This is a genomic window from Jatrophihabitans sp. YIM 134969 (genome assembly GCF_054456675.1).
Genome location: NZ_JBTJEQ010000009.1, coordinates 1 through 23,211, shown reverse-complemented (window position 1 = coordinate 23,211; position 23,211 = coordinate 1). Strand labels below are relative to the sequence as shown.

At 72.1% G+C, this 23,211-nt stretch carries 24 protein-coding genes; 9 read left to right on the top strand and 15 right to left on the bottom strand.

Translation table 11 applies throughout. The features are described from left to right. The first annotated feature begins 16 nt into the window (after positions 1 to 16). The gene (locus ACXR2U_RS06875; RefSeq protein ID WP_458824217.1) at positions 17 to 1,732 is read left to right on the top strand and encodes an AMP-binding protein; all 1,716 of its coding nucleotides are present in this window, start codon (positions 17 to 19) and stop codon (positions 1,730 to 1,732) included. Between the two features lie 26 nt (positions 1,733 to 1,758). Here ACXR2U_RS06875 and ACXR2U_RS06870 read toward each other — a convergent pair whose 3' ends face one another. Then, on the bottom strand, positions 1,759 to 2,295 hold the full coding sequence (locus ACXR2U_RS06870) for a MarR family winged helix-turn-helix transcriptional regulator (RefSeq protein WP_458824216.1): 537 nt from the start codon (positions 2,293 to 2,295) through the stop codon (positions 1,759 to 1,761). A 55-nt stretch (positions 2,296 to 2,350) separates the two neighbouring features. Further along, positions 2,351 to 2,851, bottom strand: a complete 501-nt coding sequence (ybaK, locus tag ACXR2U_RS06865) for a Cys-tRNA(Pro) deacylase (RefSeq protein ID WP_458824215.1) — start codon at positions 2,849 to 2,851, stop codon at positions 2,351 to 2,353. Positions 2,852 to 3,103: 252 nt separating this feature from the next. Here ybaK and ACXR2U_RS06860 point away from each other — a divergent pair, with 252 nt between their 5' ends. Beyond that, entirely contained in the window at positions 3,104 to 3,748 is a 645-nt protein-coding gene (locus tag ACXR2U_RS06860; protein WP_458824214.1) for a sigma-70 family RNA polymerase sigma factor, read from the top strand. A gap of 53 nt (positions 3,749 to 3,801) precedes the next feature. Then, the gene (gene rsrA, locus ACXR2U_RS06855) at positions 3,802 to 4,098 is read left to right on the top strand and encodes a mycothiol system anti-sigma-R factor (RefSeq protein WP_458824311.1); all 297 of its coding nucleotides are present in this window, start codon (positions 3,802 to 3,804) and stop codon (positions 4,096 to 4,098) included. Positions 4,099 to 4,173: 75 nt separating this feature from the next. Here the strand turns inward: rsrA and mctP are convergent, their stop codons facing one another. Then, on the bottom strand, positions 4,174 to 5,814 hold the full coding sequence (gene mctP, locus ACXR2U_RS06850; RefSeq protein ID WP_458824213.1) for a monocarboxylate uptake permease MctP: 1,641 nt from the start codon (positions 5,812 to 5,814) through the stop codon (positions 4,174 to 4,176). After that, a complete protein-coding gene (locus tag ACXR2U_RS06845) occupies positions 5,811 to 6,077 on the bottom strand; it encodes a DUF3311 domain-containing protein (protein WP_458824212.1) in 267 nt (88 codons plus the stop codon). Before ACXR2U_RS06845 ends, mctP begins: the two co-directional genes overlap by 4 nt. A 128-nt stretch (positions 6,078 to 6,205) precedes the next feature. Here ACXR2U_RS06845 and ACXR2U_RS06840 point away from each other — a divergent pair, with 128 nt between their 5' ends. Beyond that, complete coding sequence (locus ACXR2U_RS06840; protein WP_458824211.1) at positions 6,206 to 7,714, top strand: sensor histidine kinase; 1,509 nt, start codon at positions 6,206 to 6,208, stop codon at positions 7,712 to 7,714. A gap of 37 nt (positions 7,715 to 7,751) precedes the next feature. On the opposite strand, the gene ACXR2U_RS06835 is transcribed toward ACXR2U_RS06840, so the two are convergent. Beyond that, entirely contained in the window at positions 7,752 to 8,006 is a 255-nt protein-coding gene (locus ACXR2U_RS06835) for a WhiB family transcriptional regulator (protein ID WP_458824210.1), read from the bottom strand. A 566-nt stretch (positions 8,007 to 8,572) separates the two neighbouring features. Further along, entirely contained in the window at positions 8,573 to 9,526 is a 954-nt protein-coding gene (locus ACXR2U_RS06830; RefSeq protein WP_458824209.1) for a diacylglycerol/lipid kinase family protein, read from the bottom strand. A gap of 59 nt (positions 9,527 to 9,585) precedes the next feature. Here ACXR2U_RS06830 and ACXR2U_RS06825 point away from each other — a divergent pair, with 59 nt between their 5' ends. Continuing rightward, positions 9,586 to 10,017: a hypothetical protein gene (locus tag ACXR2U_RS06825; RefSeq protein WP_458824208.1), complete on the top strand. Its 432-nt coding sequence runs from the start codon at positions 9,586 to 9,588 to the stop codon at positions 10,015 to 10,017. Positions 10,018 to 10,032: 15 nt separating this feature from the next. Here the strand turns inward: ACXR2U_RS06825 and ACXR2U_RS06820 are convergent, their stop codons facing one another. The 4 genes from ACXR2U_RS06820 to sodN all read right to left on the bottom strand — a co-directional run bounded on the left by ACXR2U_RS06820 (position 10,033) and on the right by sodN (position 12,526). Then, on the bottom strand, positions 10,033 to 10,863 hold the full coding sequence (locus ACXR2U_RS06820; RefSeq protein WP_458824207.1) for a SigB/SigF/SigG family RNA polymerase sigma factor: 831 nt from the start codon (positions 10,861 to 10,863) through the stop codon (positions 10,033 to 10,035). Beyond that, on the bottom strand, positions 10,860 to 11,309 hold the full coding sequence (locus ACXR2U_RS06815) for an ATP-binding protein (RefSeq protein WP_458824206.1): 450 nt from the start codon (positions 11,307 to 11,309) through the stop codon (positions 10,860 to 10,862). Before ACXR2U_RS06815 ends, ACXR2U_RS06820 begins: the two co-directional genes overlap by 4 nt. A 135-nt stretch (positions 11,310 to 11,444) precedes the next feature. Then, entirely contained in the window at positions 11,445 to 12,032 is a 588-nt protein-coding gene (locus tag ACXR2U_RS06810; RefSeq protein ID WP_458824310.1) for a histidine phosphatase family protein, read from the bottom strand. A 98-nt stretch (positions 12,033 to 12,130) separates the two neighbouring features. Next, on the bottom strand, positions 12,131 to 12,526 hold the full coding sequence (gene sodN / locus ACXR2U_RS06805) for a superoxide dismutase, Ni (RefSeq protein WP_458824205.1): 396 nt from the start codon (positions 12,524 to 12,526) through the stop codon (positions 12,131 to 12,133). A 117-nt stretch (positions 12,527 to 12,643) separates the two neighbouring features. Between sodN and ACXR2U_RS06800 the strand changes: the two genes are divergently transcribed. Both ACXR2U_RS06800 and ACXR2U_RS06795 read left to right on the top strand, forming a co-directional pair. Then, positions 12,644 to 13,024: a S24/S26 family peptidase gene (locus tag ACXR2U_RS06800; RefSeq protein WP_458824204.1), complete on the top strand. Its 381-nt coding sequence runs from the start codon at positions 12,644 to 12,646 to the stop codon at positions 13,022 to 13,024. 160 nt (positions 13,025 to 13,184) lie between these two features. After that, entirely contained in the window at positions 13,185 to 14,360 is a 1,176-nt protein-coding gene (locus tag ACXR2U_RS06795; RefSeq protein ID WP_458824203.1) for an NAD(P)-dependent malic enzyme, read from the top strand. A 52-nt stretch (positions 14,361 to 14,412) separates the two neighbouring features. Here the strand turns inward: ACXR2U_RS06795 and ACXR2U_RS06790 are convergent, their stop codons facing one another. Further along, positions 14,413 to 15,345, bottom strand: coding sequence for an NAD-dependent epimerase/dehydratase family protein (locus ACXR2U_RS06790; protein WP_458824202.1), 933 nt, complete (start codon positions 15,343 to 15,345; stop codon positions 14,413 to 14,415). Positions 15,346 to 15,464: 119 nt separating this feature from the next. Here ACXR2U_RS06790 and ACXR2U_RS06785 point away from each other — a divergent pair, with 119 nt between their 5' ends. Then, positions 15,465 to 16,175 (top strand): TetR/AcrR family transcriptional regulator, encoded by a 711-nt coding sequence (locus ACXR2U_RS06785; RefSeq protein ID WP_458824201.1) that lies wholly within the window; start codon positions 15,465 to 15,467, stop codon positions 16,173 to 16,175. An 89-nt stretch (positions 16,176 to 16,264) separates the two neighbouring features. Continuing rightward, on the top strand, positions 16,265 to 17,452 hold the full coding sequence (locus tag ACXR2U_RS06780) for an alpha/beta hydrolase (RefSeq protein WP_458824200.1): 1,188 nt from the start codon (positions 16,265 to 16,267) through the stop codon (positions 17,450 to 17,452). A 14-nt stretch (positions 17,453 to 17,466) separates the two neighbouring features. Here ACXR2U_RS06780 and ACXR2U_RS06775 read toward each other — a convergent pair whose 3' ends face one another. From ACXR2U_RS06775 to ACXR2U_RS06760, 4 genes are all read right to left on the bottom strand, one after another. Beyond that, positions 17,467 to 17,643 (bottom strand): DUF6104 family protein, encoded by a 177-nt coding sequence (locus ACXR2U_RS06775; protein WP_458824199.1) that lies wholly within the window; start codon positions 17,641 to 17,643, stop codon positions 17,467 to 17,469. Positions 17,644 to 17,649: 6 nt separating this feature from the next. Next, positions 17,650 to 18,657 (bottom strand): Gfo/Idh/MocA family protein, encoded by a 1,008-nt coding sequence (locus tag ACXR2U_RS06770; protein WP_458824198.1) that lies wholly within the window; start codon positions 18,655 to 18,657, stop codon positions 17,650 to 17,652. A gap of 95 nt (positions 18,658 to 18,752) precedes the next feature. Continuing rightward, entirely contained in the window at positions 18,753 to 19,634 is an 882-nt protein-coding gene (locus ACXR2U_RS06765) for a DUF559 domain-containing protein (protein WP_458824197.1), read from the bottom strand. 137 nt (positions 19,635 to 19,771) lie between these two features. After that, positions 19,772 to 23,211, bottom strand: a 3,440-nt coding sequence (locus tag ACXR2U_RS06760; RefSeq protein ID WP_458824196.1) for a multifunctional oxoglutarate decarboxylase/oxoglutarate dehydrogenase thiamine pyrophosphate-binding subunit/dihydrolipoyllysine-residue succinyltransferase subunit, incomplete at its 5' end; no start/stop codon positions are given.

Sequence of the window (23,211 nt, the reverse complement as noted above, 5' to 3'; positions counted from 1 at the left end):
GTGCGAAGGTCCAGGCGTGAGCACCGCCGCTGACGACGTCCGGGCCGCCCGGGACCTGCTGCTGACCCACCGCGAGGACCTCGCCGCCGCCCAGGCGGGGTTCGTCTGGCCGCGGCCCGAGCACTTCAACTGGGCGATCGACTGGTTCGACGGCGTCCTCGCCACCGACCACCCCGACCGGGTGGCACTGCGCATCGTCGAACCCGACGGCACCGACGCCGGCTACACGTTCGCGCAGCTGTCGGAGCGGTCGGACCAGCTCGCCGGGTGGTTGCGCTCGCACGGGGTGGCCCGTGGGCAGCGGGTCCTGCTGCTACTCGGCAACCAGGTCGAGTTGTGGGAGTCGATGCTCGCGGCGGCCAAGCTGGGCGCGGTGGTCATCCCGGCGACCACGATGCTCGGCCCGGCCGACCTGCGCGACCGCGTCGACCGCGGTGACGTCGCGGCGGTCATCGCCCGGTCCGACGTCACCGCCAACTTCGCCGAGGTCCACGGCTCTTACGTGCGCATCGCGGTCGGCGAGCCGGTCGAGGGCTGGCTGCGGTTCGCCGACTCCGAGACCTCGTTCGACCACTTCTCGCCCGACGACGAGACCCGCGCCGACGACCCGCTGCTGCTGTACTTCACCTCCGGTACGACCGCCCTGCCGAAGCTGGTGCAGCACACCCATGCCAGCTACCCGATCGGTCACCTCACGACGATGTACTGGATCGGGCTGCGGCCGGGCGACGTGCACCTCAACGTGTCCAGTCCCGGCTGGGCGAAGCACGCGTGGTCGTGCGTGTTCGCGCCGTGGCTCGCCGGCGCCACCATCGCGGTCTTCAACTACGCCCGGTTCGACGCCGCGGCCATGCTCGACGTGCTGCAACGGTTGCAGGTGACAACGTTCTGCGCGCCGCCGACGGTGTGGCGCATGCTGGTCCAGGCCGACCTCGGCGCGTGGGATCTGCCCGCGTTGCGCGAGGTCGTCGGCGCCGGCGAGCCCTTGAACCCCGAGGTGATCTCGCACGTGCAGCGGGTCTGGGGCATGACGATCCGCGACGGCTTCGGGCAGACCGAGTCGTCGCTGCAGATCGGCAACCCGCCGGGCAACGCCGTCCAGCTCGGGTCGATGGGGCGTCCGCTGCCGGGCTTCGACGTCGTCCTCGTCGACCCGGTCAGCGGTGAGCGCGGCGCGACCGAGGGCGAGATCTGCCTCGACCTCGACGGCCCCCACGGACGTCCGGTGGGCCTCATGACCGGGTACCGCCGCGACGGCGAGCACGCCGACGACGACGCCATGGCCGCCGCCTTCGCGGGCGGGGTCTACCACACCGGCGACGTCGCGACCCGTGACTCCGACGGCTACATCACCTTCGTCGGCCGCACCGACGACGTGTTCAAGGCGTCGGACTACCGGATCAGCCCGTTCGAACTGGAGAGCGTCCTCATCGAGCACCCGGCGGTGGCCGAGGCCGCGATCGTGCCCGCGCCCGACGCGCTCCGCCTGGCGGTGCCGAAGGCGTACGTCGTGCTCGCCGCGGGCCACGAGCCGTCGGCCGAGTTGGCGTACGCGATCCTCGACCACGCCCGGGCGAACCTGCCGGGTTACAAGCGGATCCGCCGCCTGGAGTTCGCCGACCTGCCCAAGACGATCTCGGGCAAGATCCGCCGCGTCGAACTGCGCACCGCGGAGCAGGAGCGCGGCGAGCAACGGCCCGCGGGGGAGTACCGCGACGACGACCCGCGCTGATCACTGCGCCGGCCGGCCGCCCCGGCTCAGACGCCGCTGATGATCTCGGTGCGTTCGTCGAGCAGGTGACCGATGCGCCGGAGGGCGTGCAGCACCTCGACCCCGATCGGGCCGTCGGTGGAGCTCGCCAGCACGGCCCGCAGGTGGTTGTTGGAGAACTGCAGCACGCGCCGCCCGGCGGGGGTCAGCACGATGAGTCGGCTGCGCCGGTCGGTCGGGTGTTGCGTGCGGCGGATGTGCCCCGCGCGCTCCAGGCGGTCGAGGATCGCCGTGACGGTGCCGGAGCTCAGCAGCATGCGGCTGCCGATCTGGTGCGGCGTGAGCGGCTGGCCGGCCTCGGACAGCAGGCTGAGCACGATGGACTCGACCGCGCCGATGCCGAAGTGGTCGGCCACCGCGGCGCGGTAGCGGTCGCCCGCGATGAGCACGGCCCGTAGGGCGACCACGGCCTGGTCGACCGCGTGGTCGGAGGTGGTGTCGGCGGTCGCGCCGGACCCCTCGACGTCGGTGTCGTCCTCGACGTCGTCGGCGGGGCGGGTCACGGTGGCGTCGGCGTCGGGCACGACGTCAGCGTACGCCAGAGACTCGAAAAACGAGTGATACGCCGGGCGAGCGAGGTCAGGCGCTCTCCGCCACCGCGGCGTACCGGGCGTCGGCCGCGCGCAGCAGGTCGTCGGGGGCCAACTCGACGGCCAGGCCGCGCTGACCGGCGGAGACCAGAACCCGGTCGAACAGGATCGCGGTCTCGTCGACGATGCGCGGGATCCCGGTCTTCTGGCCGATCGGGGAGATCCCGCCGCGCACGTACCCGGTGGTCCGTTCGGCGAGGGCGAGGTCGGCCATCGCGGCCCGTTTGACGCCGACGGCTCGCGCGAACGCTCTGAGGTCGAGTTTCCCGGAGACCGGCACGACACCGCAGCCCAGGGGCGGTCGGCGGCCGGGAGCGCCGCCGGTCTCCAACTCCGTGAGCAGCGTCTTGAAGAAGCGGTCGGGGTCGACCCCCAGCGCCGTCACGGCCTCGTCGCCGAACGCGGTGGACCGCGGGTCGTGGTCGTAGGGGTGCAGCACGTACGCGATCCCGAGCGCATCGAGCCGGGCGACGGCGGGCGTGGCGGCCACGGCGCAGACGCTAGGCCACGCCCGCCGTCGGACGCGCCGATGCGGGGGACCGTCGCCGCGGCGCGGGAATGCGGGCGGCCACGCGGTGCGTTCCACCGCCCGATGAACGCCACGCTCGAACGACTCAGCGACCCGGCCGCCGGTATCTCCGTGCGCCCGGTCGTCACGCCCACCACCCCCGTACGATCGGGGTCACGGACCGGTGCCGCACCGGCCGGGGAGGGGACAGTGACGTCGGCCAGCGAAGCGCCCGTGGGCGGGGAGACCGCCCCGATCGAGATCGACCGCGACACCCTCGACCGCGCTCCGGAGGAGACCACCGAGCAGCGCCGCGAGCGGTTCGAGCGCGACGCCCTGCCCTACCTCGACCAGCTCTACGCCGCCGCGATGCGCATGACCCGCAACCCGGCCGACGCCGAGGACCTGGTCCAGGAGACGTACGTGAAGGCCTTCGCCGCCTTCCACCAGTTCACGCAGGGCACCAACCTCAAGGCGTGGCTGTACCGCATCCTCACCAACGCCTTCATCAACAACTACCGCAAGAAGCAGCGCCAGCCGCAGGAGAGCAACTCCGAGAACGTCGAGGACTGGCAGCTCGCACGCGCCGAGTCGCACACGTCCACCGGCCTGCGCTCGGCCGAGATGGAGGCGCTCGACCACCTCCCGGACTCCGACGTCAAGGACGCGCTGCAGCAACTGCCCGAGGACTTCCGCCTCGCCGTGTACCTCGCCGACGTCGAGGGTTTCGCCTACAAGGAGATCGCCCAGATCATGGGCACCCCGATCGGCACCGTGATGTCCCGCCTGCACCGTGGGCGGCGCCAGCTGCAGAAACTGCTCGCCGACTACGCCCACGGTCGTGGGCTCGTCGGCGCCGACGCAGGGAGCGACTCGTGAGCGACCAGGACCCGGGCGGACTTTCGGCGACGCCGTCGGACCACCTCACCGCGGTGGCACCGGGCGGCATCGACTGCACCGCCGTGCTCGCCGACGTCTTCCTCTACATCGACGACGAAGGCGACGTCGACGCACGGGAGCGGATCCGCGCCCACCTCGACGACTGTTCGCCGTGCCTGCGCCAGTACGGCGTCGAGCGCGACGTGAAGGCGCTCATCGCCCGCTGCTGCGGCGGCGACATCGCCCCCGAGCGGCTGCGCAGCTCGATCCGGGTGTCGCTGTCGAGCGTGACGTTCGAGGACGGCTCGTCGGTCGAGAGCTCCTCGGTGGAGTACCGCCAGGGCTTCTGACGCCCGGCCCTCTCGTACGACGCAGGCCCGACCTCGGCGAGTGCGTCGCCGAGGCCGGGCCTCTCGCGTCTGGTTTCAGTGCGCCTTGGTCGTGAGCGGGTCGAGCTCGTCCGCCACCCCGGCGTCGCCGGAGTCGCTGTAGTAGTCGGCGGGTGAGGTCTCGTCCCGTCCGCGCGGCACCTTCACCGCGCGGAGCACGACGGTGAGCACGGCCGCGACCACGACGTTGAGGATCAACGCGGTGAACCCGATGTACCACTGGGTGTTCGTGCCCGGGAAGAACGCCAGTGACGAACCGAAGTGCGCCGTGGTGGGCGACGCCTGGCGGTACGCCATCACCGTGCCGTAGACCATGCCGGCGGCCCAGCCGACAAGCAGCGCCCACCGGTCGAACCAGCGGGTGTACAGGCCGACGACGATGGCCAGCAACGTCTGGAGGATCCAGACACCGCCCAGCAACTGCAGGTTGATCGCGTTCTGCCGGTCGAGGAACAGCACGAACGCGAGCGCCCCGAACTTGACCACCAGCGAGACGATCTTGCTGACCTTGGCCTCCTGCGCGGGGGCGGCGTCGGGCTTGATGAACTCGCGGTAGATGTTGCGGGTGAACAGGTTGGCCGCGGCGATGGACATGATCGCGGCCGGCACCAGCGCTCCGATCGCGATCGCCGAGAAGGCGAGGCCGGCGAACCAGCTCGGGAACTGCTGCTCGAAGAAGCTGGGGACCGCGAGCTGCGGGTTGGGCTTGCCGTCGGCACCGATCACCGAGGTCTTGGCCGCGATCGCGGCGAACCCGAGCAGGGCGAGGAAGCCCAGCATCAGCGAGTACAACGGCAGCACCGTGGTGTTGCGCCGGATGGTGTTGCGGCTCTTGCTCGCCAGCACACCGGTCATCGAGTGCGGGTACATGAACAGCGCCAGCGCCGAACCCAACGAGAGGGTGGCGTACGCGAACGCCGACTGCTGGCCGGGGATCAGCGCGCCGGTCGGCTTGTTGGTGACCGGGTTGGTCTTGGCGAGTTTCTCGCCGGCGGCGTCGAAGATCTGCGCGAACCCGAACTTGGTCGCCACCAGCACGATCGCCACGATGATCACGATGTAGATGAGGAAGTCCTTGACGAACGCGATCAACGCCGGCGCCCGCAGCCCCGAGGAGTACGTGTAGGCCGCGAGCACCGCGAAGGCGATCAGCAACGGCAGGTCACGCAGGAACACGTTGTCGGCGCCGCCGATGCCCACGACGTCGAGGACGGCCTGGATACCCACGAGTTGCAGGGCGATGTAGGGCATCGTCGCGACGATGCCGGTGATCGCGACGGCCAGCGACAGTGCGCGCGAGCCGTAGCGACCGCGCACGAAGTCGGCCGGTGTCACGTATCCGTGCTTGTGGGCCACCGACCACAACCGCGGCAGCACGATGAAGGCGAACGGGTAGATCATCACCGTGTAGGGCACGGCGAAGAAGCCGCTGACCGCACCGGTCGCGTACATCGCCGCGGGCACCGCGACAAACGTGTACGCGGTGTAGAGGTCGCCGCCCAACAGGAACCAGGTGATCCAGCCGCCGAACCCGCGACCGCCGAGCCCCCACTCGTCGAGGCTCTCCTCCTGGTTCGCGCTGCGACGCCACCGCGCGGCGAGGAAGCCCGCGACCGTGACCAGGACGAAGAAGAAGATCAGGACGCCGAGCGCGACGCCGTCGACACCCTGCTTCACCGTCGACCTCCCCGGCCGCGGCGGGCGCGCTGCACGATGACGTAGGCGGCGTACGTCAGCAGCGACGCCACGACGACCATGAGCAGCTGGAACCAGTAGAAGAAGGGGAAGCCCAGCAGCCGCGGGTCCTCGCGGGCGTACAGCGGGACGATGACGAGCACCACGACCGGGATCGCGAGCAGGACTACCGCGGCGAGGGCCGGTCCGACCGGTAGGGGCCGCTTGTCCGGCGGCGGCTGGTCGGTCGAGCGCAGGTCGGACATCGTTGCCTCCCGGGTGCGAGTGCCCGCCGCCGGTCATCTGCGGCGAAATCGTCCGAAACCCTAGACCCAGCCCGCTCCAGGGTCGGTGCGGGCCGCGGCGTGGCGACGGCGTGGAACGATGGACCCCGATGGCCACCCTCGCCGACGTCCTCGCCGCCCGCACCGATCTCGCCGACGACGCCGCCGCCCACCTGCAGCGGCTCGTGCAGGAGTGGCAGCTGCTCTCGGACCTGTCCTTCGCCGACCTGTTGCTGTGGGTGCCGCTGCGCGGTGAGGACCCCGAGGCCCCCGCCACGTTCGTGTGCGCCGCCCAGTGCCGTCCGACCACCGCGCCCACCGCGTACCAGGACGACCGGGTCGGCAACCTCGACCAGAGCCCGGGCCTGCGCACCGCGCTCACCGAGGCGCGCATCCTGCGCCCCCCGAGCGACGACTGGCTCGAGGGTGTGCCGGTGCGTCGCGAGGCCGTCCCGGTCCGGTTCGGCGACGCCGTCGTGGCGGTCATGGGTCGCGACAGCAACCAGACCACCGTGCGTCACCCGAGCCAGCTGGAGCTCGCGTACCTGCAGAGCGCCGCCGACCTCACCGCGATGGTCGCCGACGGCACCTTCCCGGGGCCCGCCCGCAGTGACGACTTCGGAGCAGGCCCCCGCGCGGGCGACGGCCTGCTCCGCCTCGACAGCGACGGCACGATCCTCTACGCCAGCCCCAACGCGCTGTCGGGGTTCCGCCGCCTCGGCGTGACCGGCAACCTCATCAACGCCCGCATCGAGGACACCCTCTCCCAGGCGTCGGCGGGCGACCCGCTGCAGGTCGCCGACCTCGCCCGGGCGGTCGCCACGGCCCTGTCAGGAGTCGAGCCCGCGAGCCACGAGGTCGACATCCGCGGTGCGACCGTGCGGTTCCGGGTGCTGCCGCTGCGCCCGCGCGGGGAGCCGCTCGGCGCGCTCGTGCTGCTGCAGGACATCACCGAGCTGCGCCGGCTCGACCGTCAGATCATGAGCAAGGACGCGACCATCCGCGAGATCCACCACCGGGTGAAGAACAACCTGCAGACGGTGGCCGCGCTCCTGCGGCTGCAGGCGCGCCGGACCGCGGCGCCGGAGGCCCGGCTGGCGCTCGAGGAGTCGATGCGACGGGTGAGCTCGATCGCGATGGTCCACGAGACGCTCTCGACCTCGATCGACGAGACGGTCGCGTTCGGGGAGATCGTCGACCGGCTGCTGCAGATGCTGGCCGAGATCGCGCCCGGCGACGCGCACATCACGATGCGCCGCACGGGGGAGTTCGGGCCGCTACCGGCCGAGGTCGCGACCTCGCTGGTGCTGGTGCTGACGGAGTTGGTGCAGAACGCGCTCGAGCACGCCTACCCGGGCGGCACGTCCGGCACGGTCGAGGTGACGGCGCGACGCGCCGAGGGGCAGCTGGAGGTGAGCGTCCGCGACGACGGCGTGGGGTTGCGCGACGGCTTCACCCTCGAGGGCACCGACCGGCTCGGGCTGCAGATCGTCCGGACGTTGGTCACCGCCGAGCTCTCGGGCTCGGTGGCCTTGCAGCCCCGGGACGACGACGGCCGCGGGGCGGAAGCCGTGGTACGGCTCCCGGTCCCCGCGGCCGGTCTCGACGCGGTGGTCTGACAGCGACGTCTGATCTGGGGTCAGACGGACGCAGCGGTCAGACGTTGCTCCTCGCCCGCTGACGGGCGGTGCGGCGCTTGAGCGCGCGGCGCTCGTCCTCGGACAGCCCGCCCCAGACGCCGGCGTCCTGGCCGGACTCGAGGGCCCAGGTGAGGCACTCCTGGACGACCGGGCAACGGCGGCAGACGCTCTTGGCCTGCTCGATCTGGAGCAGGGCCGGGCCGGTGTTGCCGATCGGGAAGAAGAGCTCGGGGTCCTCGTCACGGCAGATCGAGCGGTGACGCCAATCCATGGGGTGTTCTCCTGTTCGCCGGGCCGGTGTGGCCCGGTGGTCTCGTGCCGCCGGTCGTGGTGGCGGTCGGTCGGGGCCCTCGCGTTGCGCCCTCAGCTCCTACCCGTGCGGCCCGCCGGTGTCACGGCGGTCGCGGTGTGGTGGGGGCGACGGTGCGGCGGGACTCCGTTCCTGGGTGGTCGGTGAGGTCGTGCTCCAAGGGGTGGTGCAGACTGCGTACAAACGGCGGTTCCGGTGGTGCAGACGTGCGACGTGCGGTCCTGCTGCGTCCGGAGAGTTCCGGGCGCTTGTGAATTCTTTCACGAGCACCGTCGGGCGGCAACCGTCTTCCCTGCGAGGTGGCGCACCCTGGCCTCCGGTCGCCGGGTGTGGCTGTCCGGATCGTGCAGATCGTGACGGTTCCCGGACGACCTGTCCGCACAGCGTGTCGGACTCGGCGCGACACGCGCAAGCCCCATCCGGCGTCCGATCCATCAGGCCGCCCACACCACTTGCCGTGGAAGCAAAGCCCGCGACAGTCTCCGTCCGCCCGGTGAACGGGCCCCGGGGCGGCGGGTGGAGCGGTCTCAGCCCGCGACGGTGAGCGCGCGGGGGACCGACCGGATCTCGACCTGTTCGCGTTCGCCGAGGTAGTCGCCGTCGACCTGGAAGGGCATCGGGCGCGACGCCGTCAGGGTCAGACCGGGGAGGTCGTGGCGCAGCAGCACCCCGCGACCGCGCGGCCGGGGCTTCGCCCGGAGCATCTCGGCGAACCCGCGGACCGCGCTCACCGTGCCCATCGAACGACGGGCGTAGAGGTCGACCCCGGTGTCGAACGAGGCCTCCGGGGTGGGCCGGATCGGGCGGTCGCCGACGAACGTCCAGGGGTCGGAGTTGGTCGCGATGGCGAAGTAGAGGTCGGAGACCTCGGTGCCGTCGTCGAAGCGCACCGACAGCGAGGGGTGCCGTCGGTCCTCCCGCAGGAACGCGCGGACGCCGGTCCGCGCGTAGAGGGCGTGGGTCGACGGCTTGCCCTTCGCCCGGACCCGTTCGACGTCGCGCACGATCGCGCCGTCGAACCCGATCCCCGCGGCGAAGACGAACCAGCGGCTGTCGGCCCGACCGAGGCTCACGGTCCGGCGGCGGCCCTCCCGCAGGGCGTCGAGCAGGTGGCCGGTGGCCTCGATCGGGTCGGTGGGCAGACCGAGCGCCTTGGCGAAGACGTTGGTGGATCCCGCCGGGATCAGGCCCAGCGCGGGCACCCCGGGGTGGACGCCGTCGGTGAGGATGCCGTTGACCACCTCGTTGGCGGTGCCGTCGCCACCGAGCGCGACCACGAGGTCGACGCCGGCCCGCATGGCCCGGCAGGCGAGCGCCGCGGCGTGGCCGCGGTTGGACGTCTCGGCGAGGTCGAGACCCTCGATCGGGCCGCTGGACTCGTCGAGCAGATCGGCCTCGCTGGCGAGCGCCCGCATGACGACGTCGCGCTGGCGGTCGCTGACTCCGGTGGCCCGGGGGTTGGTGATGACCAGCGCGCGCACGTCCGCGCACGGTACGGCAGGTGCCGGACGGGCCCGTGCGCCCGGTTACCGTGAGAGGCGTGGCGGACCTGCGCGACGACGAGACCGGGTCGCCCGACGTCCGGTCGGGTGTCGTTCCCGGCACGCTGCTCGCCGCCGTCGTGGTCGTGCTGCTGGAGGCCCTGGCCCTGGTCGCGGTCGCGGTCGTCGTCGTGGCCGAGACGGTGTTCGGCACACCGGAGGACCTCGCCGGTTCCCTGTTGCAGGCCGCCCTGGCGGTCGTCGGGGCCGTCGTCCTCGTGGCCTGCGCCCGGTCGCTCGGACGCCTGCGGACCTCGGCCCGCACCCCGGTGCTCGTGCTCCAGCTGCTGGCGCTGCCGGTGGCCTACAGCCTGTGGTTCCAGGGCAGCGGGCGCCCGCAGATCGGCGCCCCGATCGCGGTGGCCGCGTTGGTGACGATCTTCCTGCTGTTCGCCCCGCCGTCCCGCGAGGCGCTCGACCGCCCCGAGTAGACGCCGGTCCGGGCCTCAGTCCTCGACGAGCTGGTCGCGCAGCTTGGCGAGGCTGCGGGCGACGAGCCGGCTCACCTGCATCTGCGAGAGCCCGACGATCGTGGCGATCTCGGCCTGGGTCTTGCTGGCGAAGAACCGCAGCACGAGGATCTGCCGCTCACGTTCGGGCAGCGACTCGATCATCGGGCGCAGGGCCTCGCGCGACTCGACGTGGTCCAGGCGGGCGTCGACGTCGCCGAGGGTCTCGTGGACGGGCTGGCCGCTGCGGCCGACCGTCATCGAGTCCAGCGGCACCCCGGCGTAGGCGCGGGCCGACTCCAGGACGTCGATCACCTCGTCCTCGCTGATGTCCAGGCGCTTGGCCAGCTCCGGCACGGTCGGCGCCCGGCCGAGCTCGTGCGAGAGCTCCGAACGGGTCGTCGACATCGCGGTCTGCAGCTCCTGCAGCCGCCGCGGGACGCGCACCAGCCAGCCGGCGTCGCGGAAGTGACGCTTGATCTCACCGAGGATGGTCGGGGTCGCGTAGGTCGAGAACTCCAGGCCGCGCTCGGTGTCGAAGCGGTCGATGGACTTGATCAGACCGATCACGCCGACCTGCACCAGGTCACCCAACGGCTCGTTGCGGCCGGTGAAGCGGCGGGCGAGGTACTCGACCAGGGGCAGGTGCAGTTCCACCAGTTCGTCGCGGATGCGCTGGCGTTGGCTGCTGCCCTCGGGAGCCTCGTTGAGGCGCGCGAACAGACCCATGGCCTGTTCGCGTTTGGCGGCGGCGCGCGCCTTGCGCTCGTCCCCACTCTCGTTCCGGGCGGCGGCGCGTGCCGCGGCCCGTCCGGCCGAGTCGATCACGGAGCCGCCGGTTCGCTGACGTCGGCGAGCACGGGGGAGTCGGCGACACCGGACGCCTCGAGGGCGTCCTTCTGCAGGGTCAGGCCGAGCGCGCCGTCGGCGTCGCGCACGTCCGACACGTGGGCGAGCGCCTCGAGCAGCGTCCACCCGAACCCGCCCTGGTCGAGGGTCCGGCCGTCGGCGGCGGTCACGTCGACCGCGACCTCGATGGCGTCGGGACGGACACGGAACCCGGTGCGCACGGTCGAGTCGCGGACGGCCAGCGGCAGCAGCACCGCGAAGGCCTCGTCGACCGCGATGCGGAGGTCGTCGATCTCGTCGAGGGTGAACGGGAGCCGCGCGGCCAGGCCCGCGGCCAGGCTGCGCACGACTCCGACGTAGGCGACGTCGGCGGGAACCTCGAGGGCGACGACGGCGCCGCCGTCGTGCACGTCGGATTCGGTCACGTACCCACCTTCCGGGGCCGGTCGACGCCGGACGGCGTCGTGAGGGATCACCGGAAGGGTAACCGGCGCCGATGTGGAGGTCCCGGCGAACGTCGCCCGGGCCTCTCCCCGGGTGCGGCGTCCGCGACCGGGGGTCTACTGCGCGGGGTTCGGGAAGTTCCAGCCGGCGATGACGGGGGTGCCGTGCTCGCTGCCGAGCCGCGACGGCGCCGCCGTGCCGAGGGCGAACTTCCCGCCGTCCAGCGCGGTGAGCCCGATCCACCGGGCGCCGATGACCCGGCAGATGTGGCCGTGGGCCACGAGCACGACCGGGCCGCGCGCGGTGGCGTCCATCGCGCGGCGCAGGACGCGGTCGGCGCGCTTCGCGACGGTCGCCGGGGAGTCCCCACCCGGGGTGAAGTGGGTCCAGAGCGTCCAGCCGGGGACCGTCTCGCGGATCTGCGGGGTGGTGAGGCCCTCGTACTCGCCGTAGTCCCACTCCGCGAGGTCGTCGTCGACGGCGTCGACGTGCAGGCCGGCGAGTTCGGCGGTGCGCACGGCGCGCGTCCGAGGGCTCGACAGCACGAGCGCGGGGTGGAGCCCCGCGAACATCGGGGCGAGCGCCGCCGCCTGTTCCTCGCCCTTCTCGGTGAGGGGGACGTCGGTGCGGCCCGTGTGCTTGCCGGTACGGCTCCACTCGGTCTCGCCGTGGCGCACGAGCCAGATCGCGGCATCGGCCGGGATGGGACCCGTGTGCAACGATCCGACCGAGTCCGCCGACGCCAGCAGGGCCGGCTCCACCTGGGCGGAGCCGGCCGCTGCCGGGTCGGTACTGGTGGAACTCACGCCTTCTTGGTCTCCCAGAAGATGTCCGAGATCTTGGCGATCTGGTCCAGCAGCTTCTGGCCCTCGGCCGGGTCGACCGCGCCCTTGCCGCCGGCGGCGCCCGCCTGCTTGGTGGCCTCGTTGAACAGCTGGTGCAGCTCCGGGTACTTCTCGAAGTGCGGGGGCTTGAAGTAGTCGGTCCACAGCACCCAGAGGTGGTGCTTGACCAGTTCAGCCCGCTGTTCCTTGATGATCAGGGCGCGGGTGCGGAACACCGGGTCCTCGTTGCCCTGGTACTTCTCCATGATCGCCTTGACCGACTCGGCCTCGATGCGGGCCTGGGCGGGGTCGTACACACCGCACGGCAGGTCGCAGTGGGCCGATGCGGTGGCGGAGCGGTGGAGCAGTCGCACGGTTGCCTCCTGGTGTCGAGACGGTCCGCGCGGCCGGGTGCGGTCGCGGGAACCGTCAGGGTCGTCGGGCCCCGGACTCCGGGTCCGGAACCGCGTTCCGACCCTACTCTGAGGCCCGTGCCATCAGTCCCCGCACGAGGCCCGGGCGAAACGTCGGGCGCGCCACGGGAACGCACCCTGCTGCCGCTGCAGCTGATCACCGTGCGCGGCCCGTCGATGGTGCCGACGTTGCGTCCGGGCGACCGGCTGCTGGTGTGGCGCGGCGGCCGCGCCCGACCCGGCGACGTCGTCCTCGGCACGTTCGCCGATCTCCCCGGTCGGCTCGTGGTCAAGCGGCTGCGGGCGCTCGAGCCGGGCGGTCGTGCGCTCCTCGCGAGCGACAACGACGCCGCCGGCGGTGACAGTCGCACGCACGGCCCGGCCCGGGTGCTCGGACGGGTCGTGCTGGTGCAGCGCGGCGCCACGATCCGGCGGCCCGCGGCGGCGCCAGCGCTGTGACGCGGGACCGCGTGGCCCGGCTCACGACGCTCCGCCCCCGGTGGCGCGTCCCGGCAGACTGTCCGCCACCGGCACACGCGCGACGCGTCCACCACCCCTCGGACCGTCACCCGCGGGTCCGCTCCCGCGGAGCCCGCCCGATCCTGGACGAGAGGACGTCATGGTCAGCGCCGACCGGCCCACCTTCGACCCCGAGCACGAGGTCTTCCGCGCCCACGTGGGTGGCAAGTTGCGGGTCTCGTCGACGATGCGGTTGACCGACCGCGCCGCGTTGTCGGTGGCCTACACGCCCGGCGTCGCCGAGGTCTGCACCGCGATCGCCGGCGACGCCGCCCTGGCCCGGGAGTACACGTGGGCGTCGCGGGTGGTCGCCGTGGTCAGCGACGGCACCGCCGTGCTCGGTCTCGGCGACATCGGCCCGAAGGCGTCGCTGCCCGTCATGGAGGGCAAGTGCGCGTTGTTCGCGGAGTTCGCCGGGTTGAACGCCGTGCCGATCGTGCTGTCGACCACCGATCCCGACGAGATCGTCGCGGCGGTCACAGCGATCGCGCCGTCGTTCGGCGGCATCAACCTCGAGGACATCTCTGCGCCGCGCTGCTTCGAGATCGAGGACCGGTTGCGGGCGGCGCTGCCGATCCCGGTCTTCCACGACGACCAGCACGGCACGGCGATCGTCGTGCTGGCCGCGCTGCGCAACGCCGCGCTGCTGACCGGCCGCACCCTGGCCGACCTCCGGGTGGTCGTGAGCGGAGCCGGCGCCGCCGGGGTGGCGTGCACGAAGATCCTGCTCGCGGCGGGGATCGGTGACATCGCGGTGTGTGACTCGAAGGGCGTCGTGCACGCCGGCCGCGCCGATCTCAACGGCCCCAAGACCGCACTGGCCGCCTCGACCAACCGTTCGGGTCTGACCGGCTCGCTCGACGACGCCCTGCGTGGCGCCGACGTGTTCCTCGGGGTGTCGGCCGGGCGGGTCCCGGAAGCCGTCGTCGCGACCATGGCGCCGTCGGCGATCGTCTTCGCGCTGGCGAACCCGCACCCGGAGGTCGACGTCGACGTCGCCCACCGGCACGCGGCCGTGGTGGCCACGGGGCGGTCGGACTTCCCCAACCAGATCAACAACGTGCTCGCGTTCCCGGGCGTGTTCGCGGGCGCGTTCGACGTCGGCGCACGCGCGATCACCGAGGGCATGAAACTCGCCGCGGCCGCGGCGATCGGTGCGGTCGTCGCCGACGAGTTGGCGCCGGACCTCATCGTCCCGACCCCCTTCGACCCACGGGTTGCCCCGGCCGTCGCCGCGGCAGTGGCCGCTCGCGCCGTGCTCGACGGCGTGGCCTGACGCGTCTCGCCTGACGCGGCACGCCGTCGCGCCGTCGCGGTCGCGCGTCGGGTCAGGCGGTCGCCGCGAGCGCGGCACGCAGGGCGTCGTCCCACGGGGTGGGCGCGAGGCCCAGTTCCCGCTGGGTGGTCTGCGACTCGAGCAGGTACGGCTCGGTGAACTGGTGGCGCGTCTCGCCGAGTTCGCGCAGGAACGGCACGGCGATCCCGGCGGTGCGGACCAGCGGCCACGGCACGGTGGTGATGCCGGGCGTCTTCGCCCCCGACAACCGGGCGACGTCGGCCGCGACCTCGCGCGGTGACTTCGCGGGGTTGCTCGGGACGTGCCAGACCCGACCGACCGCCCGCGCGTCGGTGCCGAGCGTGGCGAGGGTGCGTCCGACGTCGGGGACGTAGGTCCAGGTGTGCGGGGCGTCGACGTCGCCGGTCAGCATGAAGACGTGCTTGCCGCGGCGTGCCCGCGGCAGGATCGTCGCGGTGACGTAGGACGTCGAGGTGGTCGTGCCGGGGCCGAAGTAGTCCGAGGCGCGGGCTTCGGTGTAGCGCAGGGTGCCGGCGGCGTGCGCGGCGAAGGCCTTCTCGGTCATGACCCGTCGCAGTTCACCCTTGTGGCCGTTCGGGCGCATCGGGGTGTCCTCGGCCATGGTCCGGGTGGCCTCGTCGAAGACGTAGAGGTTGCCCATCGTCACGAGGGTCTTGCCCGCTGCGGCAGCGAGGATGGCCTCGGCCATCGGCGGCCACTGCTGCTCCCACTCGTTGTACGACGGCGGGTTGAGCGCGTTGTAGACGACGTCGAACCCCTCGGCGGCCTCGGTGACCGCCCGGCTGTCGGTGGCGTCGACTGCGAGGCGCCGGACCCCGGGGAGGTCGGGGCCGGTGCCGGACCGGCTGGCCAGCACGACCTCGTGGGAGGGGTCGAGGTCGAGCAGGGCGGTGGCGGTGGCGCGGCCGACGCCGCCGGCTCCGACGATGAGGTGACGCGACATGGGAACTCCTCGGTGATTGACGTTCGCTGATGAGAACAGTGTTCTCGAACCCGGCGCTCGTGTCAAGAACGGTGTTCTCGGATGTGGACAGGCGTCACGTCGGCTGGCAGACTGGCGGGGTGACCGCACCCGGCATCCGCGAACGCAACCGCCGCGACCTGACGACCGCCCTGCTCGACGCCGCCCGGCAGCAGTTGGGGGAGGTCGGGGCCGCCGCGCTGTCGCTGCGCAGCGTCGCCCGCGAGGTCGGCATGGTGCCGTCGGCCGTCTACCGCTACTTCCCGAGCCGCGACCACCTCCTCACCGCCCTGCTGATCGAGGGCTACGAGGGGCTGGCGTCCGCCCTGGAATCCGCCGAGGCGGGCGCCCGACCGTCCGACGCCGCCGGCCGGTGGCGGGCGGTCTGCCACGCCGCACGGGACTGGTCCGCCGCGCATCCGCAGGAGTGGTCGCTGCTCTACGGCTCACCGGTGCCGGGCTACGGCGCGCCCACCGACACCGTCGCGCCCGTCGAACGGATCGTCGCGGTCTTCGGCCGGGTGTTCGTCGAGGTCGGCGCGGGGGAGCGGCCGCCCACCGGCCCGCGCCGACTGCCGTCCGCCCTGCGCCGCGACCTCGCTGAGCTGAAGGCTTCGCCGATGTTCGCGGTCGACGGCGCGCCGGCCGACGTCCCCGACCTCGCCCTGCTCCGCGCGGTCGGCGCGTGGGTGCAGGTGTTCGGTCTGATCAGCTTCGAACGTTTCGGTCAGTTCCAGAACGGGATCGACGACCTCGACGGGTTGTTCGCCGCGGAGGTCGACATCCTCTGGCGGACCCTCGCGGGGGTGTGACCGCCGCCTGAGACGCCCATGTGGTCGGACAGGTGGCTCACAGCCGACGGTCGTGTGCTCTGGGACGCGGCGAGTCGAGAGGGGTTCACGTGGGGCTGACAGGTGCGGGCACGGTCGTGGTCGCGGTGGTGGTGGTGGTGGTCGGTCTCGCGGTGGCGACCGTCGTCTGCTGGAACCGGATCCGCCCGCGGTGGCGCTGGCCCGCGCGGTTGGGCCTGCTGCTCGCGGGCGACCTCGCCGCCGTCCTCGTGGTCGCGTTGCTCCTCAACGACGCGTACGCCTTCTACCCGTCGTGGTCGGAACTGCTCGGCGACGGCGCGCACAACGGGGAGACCACGGTGGCGGCGGGATCGCTGGACCCGTCGTTGCACCAGCAACTCGCGGCCGCGGCGCAGAGCGGGCACGGCACGCTCGTGCCGCTGCGCATCGAGGGTCCAGCGGCGCACCTGGTCACCGGCGTCTCGAGCCTGGTCTACCTGCCGGCCGTGTACGGCGACCCGGCCTGGGCCAACACCCGGTTCCCCGTCGTCGAACTGCTCGACGGTTACCCCGGCAGCCCGGGGACCTGGACGGGCGTCCTGCACGTGCAGGACATCCTGGACGCCGAGATCGCCGAGCACCGCATGCCGCCGACCATCGCGGTCATGGCGGTGTCGAACGTCGACCTGCCGCGTGACACCGAGTGCGCGAACGTCGTCCACGGTCCGCAGGTCGACACCTACCTCACCGACGACGTCCGCACGGCGGTCACCACCGCGTTCCGCGCCTCGGAGAGCGGCTACGCGTGGACGCTCGCCGGGTTCTCGACCGGTGGCTACTGCGCGGGGGTGATCGCGGCGCGCCACCCGCAGATGTTCGCGGCGGCGGCCTCCATCGACGGGTACGCCGCGGCCGCGCACGACCACACCACGGGCGACCTGTTCGGCGACGACACCGCGTTGCGGGAGCGGGCGGACCTCCACTGGTGGATGCGCCACCCGCCCTCGCCGAGGGTGCCGTTGCTGCTGATGGCGAGCCGTCAGGACGCGGGTCCCTGGCACTCCGACACCACGCTGGCGGTCGAGGCGGTGCGCGCCCGCTGGCCGGTGTCGCAGTTGGTGCTGCCCACCGGCGGCCACGACGCGTCGACCTTCGACGCCGAGATCCCGGTCGCGCTGTCGTGGCTCGCCCATGCCGCCAGTGGCCCGCTGGCCCCGGTGCCGTCGGTCGACGGTCTGCTGCCCAGCCCGGTCCTGCGTGCGCCCCAGGACGCGGTGAGTGGCGACTTCACCCGGTGAGTCGGTGAGGGGGCCTACTCGTCCTCGTCGTCGGCGCGGGCCAGCCAGGTGGCGAAGCGGTCGACGGCCGTCTCGAAGTCGGGGTTGAGGTCGACGAACGTCGCGAGCCGCTCGCCCAGCCACTCCAGGCTGACCTGCTCCTCGCCCCGACGGCTGACCAGTTCCTCGATGCCGCGGTCGGTGAAGTACACGGCTGCTCAGACCTCCTCGAGGGCGCCGTACGAGACGCCGAGTTCCTCACGGGCGGCGTCGAGCACCCGCAACACGCCCACGGTGTCGACCAGCGGCACCAGGGGACTCTCCAGGTCACCGTCACGCAGAGCCCGTTCGACCTCCACGATCTCCGGGGTGAACCCCTCGTGGCGACCGACGGCCACGGTCTCCTCGACGCCGTCGGGCGACACGAACACGACCCGGTCGGGATCGTGGGTGCGGCCGTACATCACCAGGTGCCCCTCGGTGCCCGACACCACGGTGTGCGGGTCGGCCGTCGTCGTCTCGAAGCTCGCGGCGAGCTGCGCCGTGGCACCGTCGGGGTAACCGAGCTGCAGCGCGACGCTGGCGTCGACCCCGTTCGGTGCGACCCGCCCGCTGATCGCGAGTGACTCCGGTGGGCCGAGGAACGCCCACGCGAGGTGGGTGACGTACACGCCCACGTCGAGCGCGGCGCCTCCGCCGGTGGCCGGGTCCCAGAGTCGACTGGTCGGGTCGTAGGGGAAGCGGCGGGACAGATCGCTGCGCAGGGCAACGATCCGACCCAACCGGGTCTCGGCCGCCTCGACGGCCGCGCGGACCGCGGGCAGGCAGCGGGTCCAGAGCGCCTCCATGCAGAACACGTGCTCGCGGGCGGCGAGGTCGACGAGGTCCTGCGCCTGGTCCGCGGTGAGCGTGAACGACTTCTCGACCAGCACGGGCTTGCCGGCCTCGAGCAGGGTCCGCACCTGCGGGTGGTGCTGACCGTGGGTGGTCGCCACGTACACGACGTCGACGTCGGGATCGTCGGCCAGGGCGCGGTAGTCGCCGTACGAGGTCGCCGCCCCGAACTCCCCCGCGAACGCCGCCGCCCGGTAGGCGTCCCGCGCCGCCACGGCCTGCACGACACTGTCCGGCGACGCCGCGATCGTCGCCGCCGTCTGCCGCGCGATCGCCCCCGCCCCCTGGATCCCCCACCTGATCGGCCGGTCCGGGTCGAGCGTCGTCGCCATGCCCGCCAACCTACCGACCCCCACCCCCACACTGTTGATCAAGACGTTTCTGTCGTTGTCGGGCCTCGGATCGCGACACTTTCGTCGTGATCAACTCAGAAGGGGACGCGGGGGACGGCGAAGCGGGGTCGGACGCCGATCGCCGCGCCGATGCGGGCGGCCGTCCGGTTCGGGTGGCTGATGTCGTCCTTGGTGAAGTACAGGAGTCGCCACCGCAGCGCGTCGAGGGCGTTGTGTCGCGCACGGTCGTAGATCAGTCGATCGGCGTGGATGACGCCGTCGTACTCGATGCCGACCCTGTACCGCGCGTAGCCCAGGTCGAGCCGGTATCGGCCCGTCGGTGTGCGGATGTCGATCTGCAGGTCGAGGTCCGGCAACGCGGCCGCGATGGCGATCCACCGCAGTCGGCTCTCCTGCGGCGACTCCGCCCGCGGATCCGCGATCTCGATGGTGCGGCGTACCGCGACGATCCCGCGGAGCCCGTGCTGGGCCTCCGCCTCGGCGCGCAGCGTGTCGGGCGTGACGAGGCCGGTCCGGAGTGCGGCGTCGAGCACGACGAGCTGCTCGCGCGGGTGCAGTTCCCGGGCGAGGTCCACCGCGGTGCGGTCCGGAGCGGTGACGAGCACGCCACCCACGCGGTAGGTCGCCGGCGGCCGGTGGGTCGAGTGCAGCCGGAGTCCCTTCTGGCCGCGGTCGACCTCGGACTCCGCGCCGCACAGGTGCACACACCGGTCGTCGACCACCCCGAAGCCCAGCAGGTGGGCGCCCGAGTGGTGCGAGCCGGGGAACTGCTCGCCCACCGACAGCTGCGCCGCACGGACCATGACCGACGGGTCGCGCTCGACCTCACCACCCACCAGCACGCCGCGGAACGGGCTGCCGAGGACCTGCTTGGCGCGGGCGTGACGGATGGCGGCCGGGGAGTGACAGGTCAGGTCACGGACGCGGGTGGGCGGGAGTAGCCGGAGGTCGCACACCCGGCGATCCTCGGCCCGCTGCGGCCACCTCGGCTGATCTTTCTCCAGCCTGTGGACAACCCGAGTTGATCACGACGTTCCTGTCGTTGTGAGGGGCCCGACAACGACAGAAACGTCTTGATCAACTCGCCCCGGGGTCAAGCGAAGGCGGAGGTGACGACCTCGCGCTGCTGGGCCTCGTGGACGCTGGCGGAGCCGACGGCGGGGGAGGCGGAGGGCTTGCGGGAGACGAGGCGGACGGTGCGGTCGAGGTGCGGGACGATCGACAGCGCGACGAACGGCCAGGCGCCCTGGTTGCCCGGCTCCTCCTGGGTCCACACGAGTTCGGCGTCGGGGAAGCGGGCGAGGACGGCCTGCAGCTCCTCCACGGGCATCGGGTAGAGCTGCTCGAGGCGGATCACCGCGACCGAGCCGGTGGCGTCCCGCGAGGCGCGCTCTGCGAGCAGGTCGTAGGCGACCTTGCCGGTGCAGAGCAGCACCTTGGTCACGGCGGAGTCGTCGCCCGAGGGGCCGTCGACCAGCACCGGGGAGAAGCCGCCGGAGGTGAAGGCCTCGACCGGCGAGGTCGCGGCCTTCAGCCGCAGCAGCGACTTCGGTGTGAAGGCCACCAGCGGGCGACGGACCGTGGTGAGGCCCTGACGACGCAGCAGGTGGAACCAGTTGGCCGGCGTGGTGCACTGTGCAACGGTCATGTTCTTCTCGCCGCACAGCTGCAGGAACCGCTCGATGCGGGCCGACGAGTGGTCCGGCCCCTGACCCTCGTAACCGTGCGGCAGGAGCAGGGCCACCGACGAGCGCTGGCCCCACTTGGCCTCGCCCGCCGAGATGTACTCGTCGATGATGCTCTGGGCGCCGCCGACGAAGTCGCCGAACTGCGCCTCCCAGCACACCAGCGAGTTCTCGTCGACCACCGAGTAGCCGTACTCGAAGCCGAGCGCCGCGTACTCCGACAGCAGCGAGTCGTAGACCCGGAACTGGCCGCTGGCGCCGGCGAAGCTTCGGAGCGGCGTGTACTCCTCGCCGGTGGCGCGGTCGATGAGCACCGCGTGGCGCTGCGCGAACGTGCCGCGGCGGCTGTCCTGACCCGCCAGCCGGACGTTCTTGCCGTCCGCCAACAACGCGCCGTACGCGAACAACTCGCCGGTGGCCCAGTCGACGTTGCCGCCGGTGGCCATCGCGGCCCGGCGGTCGATCTGCGGCTTGAGCCGCGGGTGGACGGTGAAGCCCTCGGGCAGTTGCACGTACGCGTCGCCGATGGCCTTGATGACCTCGGGGGTCGTGGCGGTCGGCACGGACTGGTCGGGCGTGCGGGGCATGTCCGGGGTCTTGGTCGGCCGGCCGGTCGCGCCGCGGGTCTCCACGAACACCTTCTCGAGCTGGCTCTGGAAGTCGCGCAGCGCTTCCTCGGCGTCGTCGAGGGTGATGTCGCCGCGACCGACGAGGGCCTCGGTGTAGAGCTTCCGCACGCTGCGCTTGTTGTCGATGATGTCGTACATCACCGGCTGCGTGAACGACGGGTTGTCCGCTTCCTGGTGGCCGCGCCGCCGGTAGCAGATCAGGTCGATGACGACGTCCTTCTTGAACTCCCGCCGGTAGTCGACGGCGAGCTTGGCGACCCGCACGCAGGCCTCGGGGTCGTCGCCGTTGACGTGGAAGATCGGCGCGGAGATCATCCGCGCGACGTCCGTTGCATAGAGCGTCGAGCGGGCCGCGGCGGGCGACGTGGTGAACCCGACCTGGTTGTTGATGACGACGTGCACGGTGCCGCCGGTGCGGTACCCGCGCAGCTGCGACAGGTTGAGGGTCTCGGCCACCACGCCCTGGCCCGCGAACGCGGCGTCGCCGTGGACCAGCAGCGGCAGGACGGTGAAGCCGCCCTCGCCCTTGTCGATGACGTCCTGCTTGGCGCGCACGATGCCCTCGAGGACCGGGTCGACGGTCTCCAGGTGCGAGGGGTTCGCGACCAGTTCGACGTCGATCTCGCCGTTGGGGTGCTTGAACCGGCCGGTCGCCCCCAGGTGGTACTTGACGTCGCCCGAGCCCTGCGCGGTCGAGGGGTCGATGTTGCCCTCGAACTCGTTGAAGATCTTGGCGTACGGCTTGCCGACGATGTTGGCGAGCACGTTGAGCCGGCCGCGGTGGGCCATGCCGATGACGACCTCGTCGAGCTCCTGCTCGACCGCGCGGCCGAGCACGGCGTCGAGCAGCGGGATGACGCTCTCGCCGCCCTCGAGGCTGAACCGCTTCTGCCCCACGTACTTGGTCTGCAGGAAGGTCTCGAACGCCTCGGCGACGTTGAGCCGGCCGAGGATGTGCTTCTGCTCCTCACGCGGCAGGGAGGTCTCGACCTTCTCGACCCGCTCCTGGATCCACACCCGCTGCTCGGGGTCGGTGATGTGCATGTACTCGACACCGACGCGGCGGCAGTAGGCGTCGCGCAGGACGCCGAGGATGCCGCGCAGGCTCATCAGCCGGGCCCCGGTGAACCCGCCGACCGGGAACTCGCGGTCGAGGTCCCACAGGGTGAGGCCGTGGCGGGTGATGTCGAGGTCGGGGTGGTTGCGCACCGTGAACTCGAGCGGGTCGGTGTCGGCCATGAGGTGACCGTTGGTGCGGTACGCGTTGATCAACTCGACGACGCGGGTCGCCTTGTCGATCTGGCCCTCGTGGGAGGTCTCGCGGTCGACCATCCACCGCACCGGCTCGTACGGGATCCGCAGCGACGCGAAGATGCCGTCGTAGAACTCGTCGGCGAGCAGCAGCTCGTGCACCGTGCGCAGGAACGCGCCGGACTCCGCACCCTGGATGATGCGGTGGTCGTAGGTGGAGGTCAGCGTCATGATCTTGCTGATGGCGCGCTGCGCGAGGCCCTCGGGCGACATCCCGCTGAACTCCGCGGGGTACTCCATCGCCCCGACACCGACGATCGTGCCCTGCCCCGGCATGAGCCGCGGGACCGAGTGGTTGGTGCCGAGCGTGCCGGGGTTGGTCAGGCTGATGGTGACGCCGGAGAAGTCCTCGACCCCCAGCGACCCGCCGCGTGCGCGGCGCACGATGTCCTCGTAGGCCGCGACGAACTTGGCGAAGTCGAGCGTCTCCGCCTTCTTCAGGGCGGCGACGACCAGGTTGCGTGAGCCGTTCTTGCCCGGCAGGTCGATCGCGAGCCCGAGGTTGACGTGCGCGGGCTGGACGACGGTCGGCTTGCCGTCGACCTCGGCGAAGTGCTTGTTCATCTCCGGGTGACGGACGACGGCCTCGACCATCGCGTACCCGATGAGGTGGGTGAAGCTGACCTTGCCGCCACGCGCGCGGCGCAGGTGGTTGTTGATCACCGTGCGGTTGTCGGCGATGAGCTTGCTCGGCACCGCCCGCACGCTCGTGGCGGTGGGCAGCGCGAGCGAGGACTCCATGTTCGCGACGACCCGGCTGGCGGCGCCCCGGATCGGCGAGCTGACGTCGACGGCGTCGTCCGTGGCGTCGGGCGCAGCGGCGGCCGGGGTGGCGGCGGTCGGCTTCGGCGTGGCGGGCGCGGTGACGGCCGCCGGGGGAGTCGGGGGTGCGCTCACCTGCGCCGCGG